The organism is Burkholderia sp. PU8-34, assembly GCF_053427725.1.
Genome location: NZ_JBSAXC010000008.1, coordinates 282,359 through 296,661 on the forward strand (window position 1 = coordinate 282,359; position 14,303 = coordinate 296,661).

Below are 14,303 nucleotides of genomic sequence, written 5' to 3' on the forward strand. Positions count from 1 at the left end.
TGTATTAACGGCACATGCGTTCCGGCACGCAGTGTGATGCCGGTCATTACCCTCTGCAGATTCAGCAACAATCCCGGCCCTTGTTATACTTGCGCGCACTTTTTCCTGGACCGCGATGAAACGAACGACGCGATGGATCGGCCTCGTATGGCTGGCGCTGGTACTGAACGTACTGTCGCCCGTCATCGGCTACGCGCGTCTCGCGTCGAGCGGTTCGGGTGAGCTCACGCTCGAATTGTGCAGTGCAGCGGGTGCGCGTCAGGTCGTGCTCGCGCAGGCCGCCGGCGATCACGACGCGTCGTCGTTCGATCATGCGGGCGTGCCGCACTGCGTGTACTGTCCCGGCTTCGCGGCGAACGTCGCACTCGGTGCGAGCCTGCCCGCGATGCCGGGCTTCGTGCGGACGTTCGCGATCCGCGCGCCTGCACCGTCCATTCCCGTCTTCGTGCGCAAGGGCATTCGTCTTGCCCAGCCGCGCGCCCCGCCTGAAACCGTCTCGATCTGATTTCGCGCGCGCCTGACGGCGCGCTTCCGCTCGCGTGCCGGCCGCGTGTGCCGTGCCTGTGCCTGTGCCTGCGTCGGCGCGTCACGCGGCCTTGCAGCGGGCGGCGTTCGATCACGTTTCCAGGAAATCACCCATGTCGTTCACCATTGCCGCGCGACTGCCGCGCGGCCCGCTCGCGCTTGCCTGCGCGGCTGCTTTTGCGTGGCCCGCCGCATACGCGGCGCAACCGGACGCCGCGCGCGTCGATCCCATACCGGAACCTGCCGGGGAAGCGAACCGCGTGTCCGCTGCAGCGTCTGCTGCCGCGCCGGCCGAGCCGGCTGCGGCCAGCGACGTGCTGACCGTCGTCACCGTGACGGCGCAACGGCAGCCGGTCGATCCCGACACGCCGGCAGTCGTCGAGTCGATCACGCGCGATCGGATCGACGCGCACACCAACGTCAACACCGAGGACGCGCTGAAATACGCGCCGAACCTGATGGTGCGCAAGCGCTTCATCGGCGACCGCAATGCGGTGTTCGCCGGCCGCGACTTCAACGAGCTGCAGAGCGCGCGCGGGCTCGTCTATGCCGACGGGCTGCTGCTGTCGAACCTGCTCGGCTCGAGCTACGCGTATCCGCCGCGCTGGTCGCTGATCCCGCCCGACGACATCGCGCGGGTCGACGTGCTGTACGGCCCCTTTTCCACGCTGTATCCCGGCAACGCGATCGGGTCGACCGTGCTGGTCACGACGCGTCGTCCGGACCACCTCGAGGCATCGCTGTCGACGCAATTCTTCACGCAGCGTTACCACGACGGCTACGGGTTTGCCGACAGCTTCGGCGGCAACCACCAGACCGCGCGTGTCGCGAACCGCGTCGGCCGCTTCTGGTTCGCGCTGTCGCTCGACCGGCTCGAGAACAATGGCCAGCCGATGCAGTACGCGAGCCCGATTGCCGCGTACAACCCGAAGCTCGGGCCTGCCGTGCCGGTGACGGGCGCTGCGACCGACATCGGGCCGAACGGCAAGCCGCGCACGATCGTCGGCGCGCAGTCGCTCGAGCGCACCGAGCAGATCAACGAGACGGTGCGGATGGGGTACGCGTTCACCGATCATGTCGACGCGACGCTTACGCTCGGCCACTGGGAGAACCATTACCGGCAGCACGGCGAGACGTTCCTGCGCGACGCGGCGGGCAATCCCGTGTATGGCGGCAACGTGTCGATCGGCGGGCAGAACATGAGCGTTGCACCGAGCGCGTTCGCGCCGCAGCGCGGCGACCAGGAGAACTGGCTGTATGCGTTCGGGCTGAACGCGCGTCTCGATTCCGGCTGGCGGCTGTCGGGCGTCGTGTCTGCATACGACGTGTCGCGCGACGTGCAGCGCGCTGCGTCGACCGCGCAGGGCGGCGCGGGCACGCTGTTCCAGGGCGACGGCACCGGCTGGCGCACGCTCGACCTGAAGGCGGAAGCGCCGGAAGTGAAGGGCCACGCGTTCACGTTCGGCTACCACTACGACAATTACTTCCTGCGCAACGTCACGTACAACACGGCCGACTGGCTGGCGGGGCCGACGACGTCGCTCGCGAGCGTCTACCGCGGCGACACGCGCACGCAGGCGCTGTTCGCGCAGGACGCATGGCGCTTCGCGCCGGGCTGGCTCGCGACGCTCGGCCTGCGCTACGAGCGCTGGGACGCGTACGGCGGCGCGCTCGGCAACGCGAACGGAACGCTCGGCTATGCGGATCGCGGTGCGAATGCGCTGTCGCCGAAGGTCGCGCTGCAATGGGATGCGACGGACGTGTGGCGCTTCCGCCTGTCGTTCGCGACGGGCACGCGCTTCCCGACGGTCGGCGAGCTGTTCCAGGGCACGATCTCGAACAACGCGATCGTCAACAACAACCCGGGCCTGCGGCCCGAAAAGGCGATCGACTGGGACTTGACGGCCGAGCGCGACGTCGGTGTCGGCGTCGTGCGCGCGAGCGTGTTCCAGAGCGACCTGCGCGATTCGATCTACAGCCAGACGACGGTGTCGGGCGCATCGACGATCACGAACATCTCGAACGTCGACCGCGTTCGCGTGCGCGGCGTCGAGCTTGCGTTCAGCGGGCAGAACGTCGGGCTGAGGGGGCTCGACGTCGATGCGAACGTGTCCGCGAGCAACGCGCAGATCCTGGCCGACGCGGCGAATCCCGCGTACGTGGGCTCGCGCTTTCCGCGCAGCCCGCGGATGCGCGCGAACCTGCTCGCGTCGTACCGCTTCGACGAGCACTGGCTTGCCAGCGTCGGCGTCCGCTATTCGGGGCGCCAGTTCAACACGCTCGACAACAGCGACGTGAATCCGGACGTCTACGGCGGCACCAGCACGTTCACGGTCGTCGACCTGAAGGCGCGCTACCGCTTCGACCGGCACTGGGTCGCGTCGGTCGGCATCGACAACCTGACGGACCGCCGCTACTACGTGTTCCACCCGTATCCGGGCCGCACTTTCTTTGGAGAACTGAAATGGTCGCTGTGAGATCGTTCGCGGCAGGCTGCGCGCTGTGGCTCGCGACGCTGTCGGCCGCCGGCGCGCACGAGACGGCGCCGCCTGCCGATCCGCATGCCGCGCACATGAGCATGCAGGCGACGAGCGCGCCGCAGAAGCAGCCGCTCGCGACGGGGGCCGCGTTCGACGCGCGGCATCGGCTGTGGGTCGCGTGGGTCGAAGGGGAGCATGTCGTCGTCGCGCATTCCGACGACGCGGGCCGCACGCTGTCGGCGGCCGTCACCGTCAACGCGATGCCCGAGCCGATCTACACCAGTGCTGAGAACCGTCCGAAAGTGGCGACGAGTCCGGACAGCCGCGCGATCTACGTATCGTGGTCGATGCCGCTCGATGCGCCTTACACGGGGATGGTGCGCTTTTCCCGCTCGCTGGACGGCGGCGCGACGTGGAGCGTGCCGATCACCGTGCATCGCGACCGGCAGATGATCACGCACCGCTTCGACATGATGGCGGTCGATCCGGCCGGCCGAATCCATATCGCGTGGATCGACAAGCGCGACCTGAGCGCGGCGAAGGCGGCCGGGCAGGCCTACGACGGCGCGGCGATCTACCACGCGGTGTCGCGCGACGGCGGCGCGTCGTTCGAGCCCGAGCGCAAGGTGACCGATCACACGTGCGAGTGTTGCCGGATCGCGATGACGGTCGACCCGGCCGGGCGCGTCGAGGCGGCATGGCGCAACGTGTTCCCGGGCCAGATCCGCGATCACGCGCTCGCCGTGCTGCCTGCAGCGGCCGACACGCCGGTCGTGCCGCTGCGCGCGACGTTCTCGGACTGGCATGTCGAGGCGTGCCCCGATCACGGTCCGGCGTTGGCGATCACATCCGACGGCACGCGTCACCTCGCGTGGTTCGGCGTCGTCGACGGCCGCGCCGACGTGTTCTATTCGCGGATCGGCGCGCGCGGCGAGCCGCTCGGCACCGCGTGGGCATTCGGCGCGGATCGAACCGTGTCGTCGGCCGCGCCGGCCGAGCAGGCGTCGCATGCGGCGCTCGTCGCGCGCGGCGACACCGTGTGGCTGGCGTGGAAGGCGTTCGACGGCGACACGATGCGGATCAAGCTGCGCCGTTCTGACGATCGCGGCGAGCACTGGTCCGCGCCGCGCGAGATCGCGTCGACCTCGGGTGCGAGCGACAACCCGCAACTGCTCGACGATGCGGGAAGGATCTATCTGTCGTGGCGCACCCGCAACGACGGCTATCGTCTGATCGCGGTGGAGGGCGGGCAATGAAGCGGCTGATTCTGCTGGCGAGCCTCGCGCTCGGGTGCGTGTCAGCGTCGGCCGGCGCGTTGCAGCCGCTGCGCGCGGCCGACGTCGTGCGGCTGTTCGAGACCGCGCGCGAGCGGCCGCTCGCGATCGAGATCTGGTCGCTCGACTGCGGCTACTGCCGCGAGAACGCCGCGCATCTCGTCGCGTGGCAGCGCCGCCATCCGGACGTGCAGGTCGCGATGATCGCGATGGATGCGTATGACGAGAACGGTGCGGCGATCGAGCAGGCGCTCGCACAGATGAACCTGCCGCCGCTCGTCGCGCAGTATGCGAATGCCGACGCGATGCCGGAACGCCTGCGCACGGCGCTCGATGCGGGATGGCACGGGGAGCTGCCGCGCACCGTGTGGATCGGCCGCGACGGCGTGCGCGAAGCGCGCAGCGGAGTGTTGTCGACGGATGTGCTCGACGCGTGGCTGCGCGGCACCCGGCGTCGTTGAAGTACCGGCGCGCGGCAGTCGTGCCGCGCGCCGGCGAATGCCGCTGCCCGCCCGAAGGCGTGCGTGCGGGAGTAACAGGAGCGTCAGGTCGCTCGCTTGAAGAGACGGATCACGAACAGCAGGATCACCGCGCCGATGACGGCAACGATCACCGAGCCGATGAAGCCGCTGCCGACGCTGATGCCCAGCAGCCCTGCGAGCCAGCCGCCGATGATCGCGCCGACGATCCCGACGATGATGTCGACGATGAGCCCAAAGCCGCCGCCCTTGACGAGCACGCCTGCAAGCCAGCCGGCGATCGCGCCGATGATGAGCCACATTATCAAGCCATGAGTCATGTTGGTTCTCTCCTGTTGATGAGTCGAATCGACCGGACGCAGGGCGGTGCGCCGATCCCGGTTCGTCGCCCACGCAATGTAGCGCGATAGACGGGTCAGAATCGTTAAGTAATGTTATGCACCCGAAACGGGAATTTCCAAGGATTTTGTCTGCCAAGGCCGGGGTGTCCGCTGGCACGATGTGCGATGAAATGAATATGTAAGGCGTGGCAGCGAGCCGATGCATGCGGCGAGCCGTCGGTCGCCGCATGCATGATGAGTCGGACTGCTATCGATCGGACGATGGCATCGCAGGCGGCAGGCCCGCACCCGCGTCGGCGATCAGGCGCGCCGCAACCGACGCATCGCCGAGCGCGTCGATCGCCAGCAATGCGAAGCGGGCGAGGAACAGCGGCGTATCGGTTTCGCCGATGCGGGTCATCGTATGGCAAAGCTCGGTATAGACGGCATCGCGTTCGCTGTCGGTGATCATGCGTGCTCCTGAAGTGTGGACGGGGTGAGCGGATGCAACGCTTGCGCGAGCGCTGCGTCCAGATCGGCGGCGCGGGCGGCCTGCCAGCGGCCGAGCACATGACCGTCCGGACGCACCAGATAGACGGTGCCGTCGCGGGCGCCGTACATCCCGAACAGGCGTCCGTCGGCATCGTAGCCGCGGCACGCCGGATGCGGCGCGGTGGCGTGGGGCGCGAGCACGACGAGGTCGAACGGAACGCCCGCGGCTTGCAGCCGACGTTCGAGTTCGCCGAGCGACGGATCGGGCACGCCGTCGGCCGCGAAGCAGAAGGCGGTGAAGCGCGGCGCGACGAGGTCGGTCAGATGGCCGGGGCGTGCATCGCCACGCGGGCCGTACAGCATCAGCGGGCATTCCGCGAGCACCGTGCCGGGTGCCGGGCCGGCGGCGAACGCGTCGGCGTCGGCCGCATTCAGCGGCGATTCGGCATAGGCGATCGCGGAGGTCTGGCGCGGATTGATCAGCGAGCGCAGCGCCGGATGCGCTACCGCGAGCGTCAGCACGGCCTTGCGCATCAGTTCGAACGCGAACGACGGCGGCGCCATGAACTCGGTGCTCTTCGTGCCGTAGCGCAGGTTCTCGTGCGTTGCATACACGCGCTCGTCGGAGTAACTGTCGAGCAGCGTGTCGGCGGCGATGCCGTGAATCACGAGCGCGAGCTTCCACGCGAGGTTGTCGGCATCGTCGATGCCCGAGTTGGCGCCGCGCACGCCGAAGATCGGCACGAGATGCGCGGCGTCGCCGCAAAACAGCACACGGTCGTGCCGATAGCGTTCGAGCGTCAGTGCATTCGCCTTGTAGACGGTGATCCAGATCGGCGCCCAGTCGCCGCGCTCGCCCATCATGTCGAGCAGGCTCTGCACGCGTGGCATCACGTTCTCCGGCTTCACGGCCGCTTCGGCATCCTCGTCGTCGCGCAACTGGTAATCGATGCGCCATACGTTGTCGGGCTGCTTGTGGACGAGCACCGTCGAACCCGGGTTCGACGACGGGTCGAAGTACGCGAGGCGTTCGGTCGGCCGGTCGCTGTCGAGCGCGATGTCGACGATCACGTAGCGCCCCTCGTAGCTCGTGCCCGTGAGCGACAGGCCGAGCGCTTCGCGCATCGTGCTGCGCCCGCCGTCGCAGGCGACGACCCAGTCGGCGTCGAGCGCATAGTCGCCGAGCGGCGTGCCGACGTTCAGGCGCACGCCGTCCGGTTGCCGCGTGACGCCGGCGACCTTCGTCTGCCAGCGGATATCGATCAGGTCGGCATGCCGCTCGGCCGCGTCGAGCAGGAACTGCTCGATGTGATACTGCGCGAGGTTCACCATCGGCGGCAGCTTCTGGTTCTCGTCCTGCGGCATCGTGAAGTGCAGCACTTCGTCGTGGCGGTAGTAGCTGCGTCCGCCGGTCCACGGCAGGCCGATACGCAGGAAGCCGTCGAGCGCGCCGAGCCGCTCGATGATCTCCAGGCTGCGCCGCGAAATGCAGATCGCGCGGCTGCCGTGGCAGACGGAATCGTCCGATTCGAGCAGCACGCACGGAATGCCGTGGTTCGCGAGCCCGAGCGCGACGGCAAGTCCGACCGGGCCGCCGCCGACGATCGCGACGCGGTGCCGGCGGATGTCGATGCCGTTGTCGCATGCCGGCAGGCGTGCGGCGTGGCGCTCGGCGACGAACGGATACGGCTTGAAGGCGATGCCCATCGTTTACTCCTGTGACGAAAGCGGATGCGGATGCGGATGCGAGTGCGGTGCGGCGCGGCGCGCGGCGGGCCATGTCGTCGCGACGAGCGCGCCGAACGCGAGCAGCGCGGCGGCATACAGCAGGCCGGCCGCGAAGCTGTGCGTGACGTCCTTCAGCCAGCCGACCGCGAGCGGGTTGAGCGCGGAGCCGATGTTGCCGATCGCGTTGATCGCCGCGATGCCGATCGCGCGCGCCGATGCGCTCAGTACGAGGTCGGGCGTCGTCCAGAAGATCGACATCGCGGTGTACGCGCCGGCAGACGCCGCGCACACGCCGAGCAGCCGCCACGCAGGGAACGGCGCCCACGCGGTCGCGAGCCAGCCGAGCGCGGCGAACAGCATCGGGATCACGAAATGCCATTGACGCTCCTGGCGACGATCCGAGCGCCGGCCCCAGACGATCATCGCGACGATCGTGCAGACCTGGGGAATCGCGGCGAGCAGGCCGACCGTGCGATTGCTCGCGTGCGCGTCGAAGCTCTTGACGATCAGCGGCGTCCACACGGCAACCATCGCGAGCGAATTGACGAGGCAGAAGTACATCAACGACATCAGCAGCACGGGCGCAGACGTGAGTTCGCGCCAGAGTGTCGTTGTGTGCGCAACCGGTTGGCCGGCCGACGGCGCGTGATCGGCCGCGAGCAATTGCGCGAGCGTGCGCTTCTCGTCGTCGGTCAGCCAGCGGGCGTCGGCGGGCCGGTCGTCGAGCCGCGCGAGCGTGACGAAACCGAGCAGCGCGGCGGGCAGCCCTTCGAGCACGAACAGCCACTGCCAGCCGCGCAGGCCGAGCGTGCCGTCGAGCGCGAGCAGGTAGCCGGACACCGCCGAGCCGAGCGCGGCCGTGACCGGCATCGCGATCATGAACAACGCATTCGCGCGCGCGCGATACGCGGCCGGGAACCAGTGGGTCAGGTACAGCAGGATGCCGGGCAGGAAGCCGGCTTCGGTGATGCCGACCAGCACGCGCAGCGCGTACAGCGTGCCGGCGCTCGTCGCGAACATCGTCGCGGACGACGCGATGCCCCACGCGATCATCATCGCGCCGATCCACCGGCGCGCGCCGATGCGCGTCAGCACGACATTGCCCGGCACCCCGCACGCGATGTACGCGATGTAGAACAGCGTCGTCGCAAGACCGAACTGCGTGGCGGAGAGGCCGAGATCCTTCGTCATCGTCAGGCCGGCGAAGCCGATGTTGATCCGGTCGAGAAACGAAAAGAAGAACAGCACGAACAGGAAGCCGAGCAGGCGGCGCGAGATCTTCGCGATCAGCCGGCGGGGCGTGTCGTCAGGCGTGGGCGTGGCGCGCGGCGAGGCCGCGTCGGCGAGCGTGGCGGGGTCCATACGGGTGTCTCCGGTCGGGGCGGCCGGGCGGGCGGCCCGGTGCGCGCACGTCTTGTGAGTCGCGTCGCGGGTCGGAACGACGGTGCGCGGCCTGACGTGTCGACGGCAGTATGGCGGCGGGCGCGCGGGCCGCTGTCCCCATCCTGGGTACAGCGCGCACATGCGGACGGACCGGGAGAAACCCGGAGAGGATGGGCGAAGAGGGGGCGATCTACGGCTGCAGGCAGAGCGCAAACAGCTGGCGCTGGCTCGAAATGCCGAGGCGGCGGTATGCGCGTTTCTGGTAGGTGATGACGCTCGACGCCTTCACGCCAATTGTTTCGCCGATCTCGTGCGCAGTCTGGCCTTCGAGCACGCCGCGCAATACGTCGAGCTCGCGTTTCGACAGCGTCGGGCATGCGCTGCGCAGCCGCGCGAGCATCAGTTGCGGGATGCCGATCTGCGTCGCGCCGGCGAGCGCGTAATGATGCTTGGCCGCCTGCGCGATCAGCGGCGCGAGCGCCTCGATGGCGGCGATCTCGCGCGGCTGGAAATGGCCGCTGCGGTGCGCACGGTACAGGTTGATCGACAGCCAGATCGCGTCGTTCGGCTGCATCAGCAGCGACAGGCGGTCCGACACGTCCGGGCCGCGATAGCACGCGGCGCGATACGCTTCGTGGCCGATCTCGTCGCCGGCCTGCTGATGCAGCATCAGGTCGTGGCGGTGCGGGCCGCGGGTCGCAGTCGACACGATCTTCTGATTGCCGTCGAGTGCGTAGAAATGCCGCGCGTAGGTGTCGGCGACATCGCGCAGGTAGCGGCCACCGCGATGATCGGCAACCGACATCGTGCGCGGGCGATTGCCGAACTCGTACGCGAAGACCGTGCACTGCGTGACCGACAGCGCATCGTCGAACAGCTTCAGGACTTCGCCGGCAAACGCGTTCGGATCGCCGGCGCCGATCGCGGCGACGAGCCCGGTCGCGCGGGATACGTCCAGTTGTCCGCTGAGGTTCGGTCGCTCGAGACGCCAGGTGCGCATGATGCCGGAAGTGGGGAGGATGCGCCGATTGTAATCGGCGACACGCGGCGCGGGAGTCGGGAGATGCCCGCAAGCGGCGCGAGAGGATGCGCGGTTTCGCGCGCTTAGCGGCTTTTCGGGCCCGAAAAAGAGAAAGGCCTGACAAGCGATTGCTTGTCAGGCCTTTGAGTCTTGGTGCCGGAGATAGGAGTCGAACCTACGACCTTCGCATTACGAATGCGCTGCTCTACCAACTGAGCTACACCGGCAGCAGAGAAATGAAATTATATGGTGAAATCTGAGGTCTTGGCAAGAGGTTTTGCGAAATTTTTTTCAGCTTGCTGCTGCTGTTTCGCGAAACCCCCGATCCGGCGGATTTCCCGCTTTCACTTCGCTGCGATGCGACCCCTTGGAGCCGCATCGCGAGGCGCGATTGTACGGGCGTCTCGCGACGCTGTCTAGTGCTGCAGTGCAATCAGTTGTTTTCGGTGTGATAGCTCGTCACGCGCTCGACTTCGTTCTTCGAGCCGAGGAACACCGGCACGCGCTGATGCAGGCCGGTCGGCTGCACTTCCATGATGCGCTGCGTGCCGTTCGTCGCGGCGCCGCCGGCCTGTTCGACGATGAACGACATCGGGTTCGCCTCGTACATCAGGCGCAGCTTGCCCGGACGATCGGGCGTGCGCTTGTCGGCCGGGTACATGAAGATGCCGCCGCGGTTCAGGATGCGGTGCACGTCGGCAACCATCGACGCGACCCAGCGCATGTTGAAGTTGTCACCGCGCGGGCCGTCCTTGCCGGCGTTCAGCTCGTCGACATAGCGCTTGACCGGGTCGTACCAGTGACGTGCGTTCGATGCGTTGATCGCGTATTCGCGCGTGTCGGCCGGGATCTGCAGGTTGCTCTGCGTGAGCACCCACGAGCCGACTTCGCGGTCGAGCGTGAAGCAGTTCACGCCGTTGCCCGTCGTCAGCACGAACACCGTCTGCGGGCCGTACACCGCGTAGCCGGCCGCGACCTGCTGCGTGCCGGGCTGCAGGAACGACTCCTCGGTTGCCTGCTTGCCGTCCGGGCAACGCAGCACCGAGAAGATCGTGCCGATCGATACGTTGACGTCGATGTTCGACGAGCCGTCGAGCGGATCGAACACCAGCAGGTATTCGCCGCGCGGATAGTTCGCCGGGATCGGGAAGAACGTTTCCATTTCCTCCGACGCCATCGCGGCGAGGTTGCCGCCCCATTCGTTGGCGTCGAGCAGGATTTCGTTCGACAGGATGTCGAGCTTCTTCTGCACCTCGCCCTGGACGTTTTCGCTGCCGGCAGTGCCGAGCGCTTCGCCGAGCGCGCCCTTCTGCACGTTGTAGCTGATCGCCTTGCAGGCGCGGGCGACGACTTCGATCAGCAGGCGCAGGTCGGCGGGGAGGTTGTTGGTCTCACGCTGCTGTTCGATCAGGAACTTGGACAGCGTGGTGCGGCGGGCGATGGACATGACAGACTCCGAAAGGCCAAAGAATCCTTTAATTGCCGCAATTTTACCCGCCGCGCCTGCGGCACCACGGGCTTTTTTCGTCCGGTTACACCGCCGCGCGCTCAGGGCGGGCCAATTTCGGGGAGCGGTGCGACCCCGCACCGGCACGCGCACCCGCCGGAAGACGTCGAGCCTGTCGGCAGGGACCGGGCAGGTGAGCCGCGTTTCGGCGCGGAAATCCGCGGCGGAATGGACGGACTGCGCCGCCGCGAATCGTTCGTGCATTCAGGCGCGATCGGCCCGGTCTCGTACGACATCCGTGCTGTCGACAGACGTAAAAAAACCGGCGCCGCATCGAGCGGCGCCGGCTTTGTCGCGTTCAGCGGACGTGGAAACCGCGCGCGTTACGCGAGCGCCTTCTCGACGATTTCGCGCACATCGCGCGACTTCGCGCCGGCGGCGACCTGCTCGAGCGCGGCCTTCATCCGGTCGCGCAACGCCGGTGTGAAACGGCGCCACAGTTCGAGCGAGCGCGCGAGGCGCGCAGCCACCTGCGGATTGATCGCGTCGAGCGCCAGCACCTGTTCGGCCCAGAACGCGTAGCCCGAGCCGTCTGCCGCATGGAACTGCGCGGGGTTCGCCGCGCAGAAGCTGAAGATCAGCGAGCGCGCGCGGTTCGGGTTCTTCAGGTTGAACGCCGGATGCGCGAGCAGCTTGCGGACCTTGTCGAGCGTCGGATGCGCGGGCGTGCCGCGTTGCGCGGCCTGCATCGCGAACCACTTGTCGATCACGAGCGCTTCCTTTTCGAAGCGCTGGTAGAAATCGGCGAGTGCACGCTCGGCCGGCTCGTTCGCGCCCGCAACGGCCGCCGACAGCAGCGCGCCGAGCGCGGCCGCGCGATCGGTCATGTTGTTCGCCGCGTCGTATTGCGCGTTCGCGACACGCACCGCGTCGGCCGGATCTTCACGCTCGGCGAGGTAGGCGAGCGCGAGGTTCTTCAGCGCGCGGCGGCCGGACGCTTCCGGCGTCGCTTCATAGGCGCCCGGCGTGCGCTGGCCGTCGTGCGCGGCGAGCCAGTCGGCGTGGAGCGCGGTCGCAAGCTGGCGGCGCACGAACTGGCGCGCGCGATGCACGGCGGCCGGATCGGATTCGGCCATCTGGTCGGCCAGATAGGTTTCGGAAGGCAGCGTCAGCGCGAGCTCGCGGAACGCCGGCGACAGCGTGTCGTCGGTCAGCACGCGGCGGAATGCGGCGATGAAGTTCTTGTCGAGCGTCAGCGGCTCGTTCGCGGCGGCACGCGCGGCGAGCGTCAGCAGCGTGCGCGTCGCGAGGCGCTGGCCCGCTTCCCAGCGGTTGAACGGATCGCTGTCGTGCGCGAGCAGGAATGCGAGATCGGCGTCGCTGTAGTCGTACTCGACGATTACCGGCGCCGAGAAGTTGCGCAGCAGCGACGGCAACGGCGCTTCCGGCACGTCGACGAACGTGAAGGTCTGCTCGGCGTCGGTGAAGTCGAGCACGCGCGTCGTGCCGGCAGCGGCGGCCTCGCCGTCGACGCGCAGCGGCAGGTCGCGGCCGTCGCGGCCGATCAGGCCGATCGCGAACGGAATCAGCAGCGGCCCCTGCTGGGTTTCGCGCGCGGCGGGCGACGCGTCGCCGTAGCCTTGCGCGAGCGTGACCGTATAGCGGCGCGCGGCCGCATCGTATGCGGTCTTCACCGTCACGCGCGGCGTGCCGGCCTGGCTGTACCAGCGCTCGAACTGCGCGAGGTCGCGGCCGTTCGCGTCGGCCATCGCGTGACGGAAATCGTCGCAGGTGACTGCCTGGCCGTCGTGGCGCTTGAAGTACAGGTCCATCCCGCTGCGGAAGCCGTCGCGGCCGAACAGCGTCTGGTACATCCGCACGACTTCCGAGCCCTTCTCGTAGACGGTCATCGTGTAGAAGTTGTTGATCTCGACATAGCTCTCGGGGCGCACCGGATGCGCCATCGGGCCCGCGTCCTCGGCGAACTGGAGCTGGCGCAGCACGCGCACGTCCTCGATCCGCTTGACCGCGCGGGCCGCCGCGTTCGCGTCGTCGCCCGCGGCCATGTCGGCCGAGAACTCCTGGTCGCGGAACACCGTCAGGCCTTCCTTCAGGCTCAGCTGGAACCAGTCGCGGCAGGTCACGCGATTGCCGGTCCAATTGTGGAAATACTCGTGGCCGACCACCGATTCGATGTTCGCGAAATCGGTGTCCGTCGCCGTTTCGGGGTTCGCCAGCACGTACTTCGTGTTGAAGATGTTGAGCCCCTTGTTCTCCATCGCGCCCATGTTGAAATCGCCGACCGCGACGATCATGAAGCGGTCGAGATCGAGTTCGAGGCCGAAGCGCTTTTCGTCCCAGCGGATCGAATGGATCAGCGAATCCATCGCGTGGCGGGTCTTGTCGAGATCGGCCGGTTCGACCCACACCTGCAGCAGTTTTTCCTTCCCGGAGCCGGTCGTGAGCTTTTCCTCGATCGCGACGAGCTTGCCCGCGACGAGCGCGAACAGGTAGCTCGGCTTCCTGAACGGGTCTTCCCATTTCGCGAAGTGGCGGCCGTCGGGCAGGTCGCCTTCATCGACGAGGTTGCCGTTCGACAGCAGCACCGGGTACGCGGCCTTGTCGGCACGCAGCGTCACCGTGTACGACGCCATCACGTCGGGGCGGTCGAGAAAATAGGTGATGCGGCGGAAGCCCTCGGCTTCGCACTGCGTGAAAAAGTTGCCGCTCGACACGTACAGGCCGGACAGCGTCGTGTTCTGGTCCGGCGCGCACGCGCTGTCGAGCGTCAGCTCGAATGCATCGGGCACGTTCTCGACGATCAGCCCGTGCTCGTGCGCGCGTGCGGTGCACGGCGCGCCGTCGAGCTGCGCGCCGACGAACTCGAGCGCTTCGCCCATCAGCTCCAGGTGCGGGACCGGGGCGGCGTCGGGGTTGCGGCGCACGCGCATCGTATTCCTGACGATCGTGCGGGACGGCGCGAGGTCGAATTCGAGCGCGACGGTATCGATGAGGAAGGCCGGCGGCGTGTAGTCGGCGCGGCGGATCACGGAGGAGGAGGCGTTGTCGGACATGGTCGTCGAGGTCGGTGGATTCGGGGTCGGGCGCGCGGCGCGGGCCCGGCGAAACGGCCCATTGTACAAAGGCTTGACGC

The 14,303-nt window shown here is 67.9% G+C and carries 11 protein-coding genes and 1 tRNA gene; 4 read left to right on the plus strand and 8 right to left on the minus strand.

Translation table 11 applies throughout. From position 1 onward, the window contains the following. The first annotated feature begins 115 nt into the window (after positions 1 to 115). The 4 genes from ACV22Z_RS20910 (at position 116) to ACV22Z_RS20925 (ending at position 4,740) form a co-directional block, all read left to right on the plus strand. The gene (locus ACV22Z_RS20910) at positions 116 to 505 is read left to right on the plus strand and encodes a DUF2946 domain-containing protein (RefSeq protein ID WP_448078191.1); all 390 of its coding nucleotides are present in this window, start codon (positions 116 to 118) and stop codon (positions 503 to 505) included. 133 nt (positions 506 to 638) lie between these two features. Next, positions 639 to 3,002 (plus strand): TonB-dependent receptor, encoded by a 2,364-nt coding sequence (locus ACV22Z_RS20915; protein ID WP_448078192.1) that lies wholly within the window; start codon positions 639 to 641, stop codon positions 3,000 to 3,002. Then, positions 2,990 to 4,261, plus strand: coding sequence for an exo-alpha-sialidase (locus ACV22Z_RS20920; RefSeq protein WP_448078193.1), 1,272 nt, complete (start codon positions 2,990 to 2,992; stop codon positions 4,259 to 4,261). The genes ACV22Z_RS20915 and ACV22Z_RS20920 overlap by 13 nt, the downstream gene beginning before the upstream one ends. Further along, positions 4,258 to 4,740, plus strand: coding sequence for a TlpA family protein disulfide reductase (locus ACV22Z_RS20925; protein WP_448078194.1), 483 nt, complete (start codon positions 4,258 to 4,260; stop codon positions 4,738 to 4,740). Before ACV22Z_RS20920 ends, ACV22Z_RS20925 begins: the two co-directional genes overlap by 4 nt. An 83-nt stretch (positions 4,741 to 4,823) precedes the next feature. Here the strand turns inward: ACV22Z_RS20925 and ACV22Z_RS20930 are convergent, their stop codons facing one another. The 8 genes from ACV22Z_RS20930 to pepN all read right to left on the minus strand — a co-directional run bounded on the left by ACV22Z_RS20930 (position 4,824) and on the right by pepN (position 14,223). Next, the gene (locus tag ACV22Z_RS20930; RefSeq protein ID WP_448078195.1) at positions 4,824 to 5,078 is read right to left on the minus strand and encodes a GlsB/YeaQ/YmgE family stress response membrane protein; all 255 of its coding nucleotides are present in this window, start codon (positions 5,076 to 5,078) and stop codon (positions 4,824 to 4,826) included. A gap of 268 nt (positions 5,079 to 5,346) precedes the next feature. After that, on the minus strand, positions 5,347 to 5,550 hold the full coding sequence (locus tag ACV22Z_RS20935; protein WP_448078196.1) for a hypothetical protein: 204 nt from the start codon (positions 5,548 to 5,550) through the stop codon (positions 5,347 to 5,349). After that, on the minus strand, positions 5,547 to 7,277 hold the full coding sequence (locus ACV22Z_RS20940) for an FAD-dependent oxidoreductase (protein WP_448078197.1): 1,731 nt from the start codon (positions 7,275 to 7,277) through the stop codon (positions 5,547 to 5,549). Before ACV22Z_RS20940 ends, ACV22Z_RS20935 begins: the two co-directional genes overlap by 4 nt. A gap of 3 nt (positions 7,278 to 7,280) precedes the next feature. Then, positions 7,281 to 8,660, minus strand: coding sequence for an MFS transporter (locus ACV22Z_RS20945; RefSeq protein WP_448078198.1), 1,380 nt, complete (start codon positions 8,658 to 8,660; stop codon positions 7,281 to 7,283). A 211-nt stretch (positions 8,661 to 8,871) separates the two neighbouring features. Continuing rightward, complete coding sequence (locus tag ACV22Z_RS20950) at positions 8,872 to 9,681, minus strand: helix-turn-helix transcriptional regulator (RefSeq protein WP_448078199.1); 810 nt, start codon at positions 9,679 to 9,681, stop codon at positions 8,872 to 8,874. 172 nt (positions 9,682 to 9,853) lie between these two features. After that, positions 9,854 to 9,929 (minus strand) — tRNA-Thr (locus ACV22Z_RS20955). A 206-nt stretch (positions 9,930 to 10,135) separates the two neighbouring features. Next, positions 10,136 to 11,149, minus strand: a complete 1,014-nt coding sequence (locus ACV22Z_RS20960; RefSeq protein WP_448078200.1) for a class 1 fructose-bisphosphatase — start codon at positions 11,147 to 11,149, stop codon at positions 10,136 to 10,138. 383 nt (positions 11,150 to 11,532) lie between these two features. Then, positions 11,533 to 14,223 carry an aminopeptidase N gene (gene pepN / locus ACV22Z_RS20965; RefSeq protein WP_448078201.1) on the minus strand — a complete coding sequence of 897 codons (2,691 nt, stop codon included), beginning with the start codon at positions 14,221 to 14,223 and terminating at the stop codon, positions 11,533 to 11,535. Positions 14,224 to 14,303 lie beyond the last annotated feature (80 nt).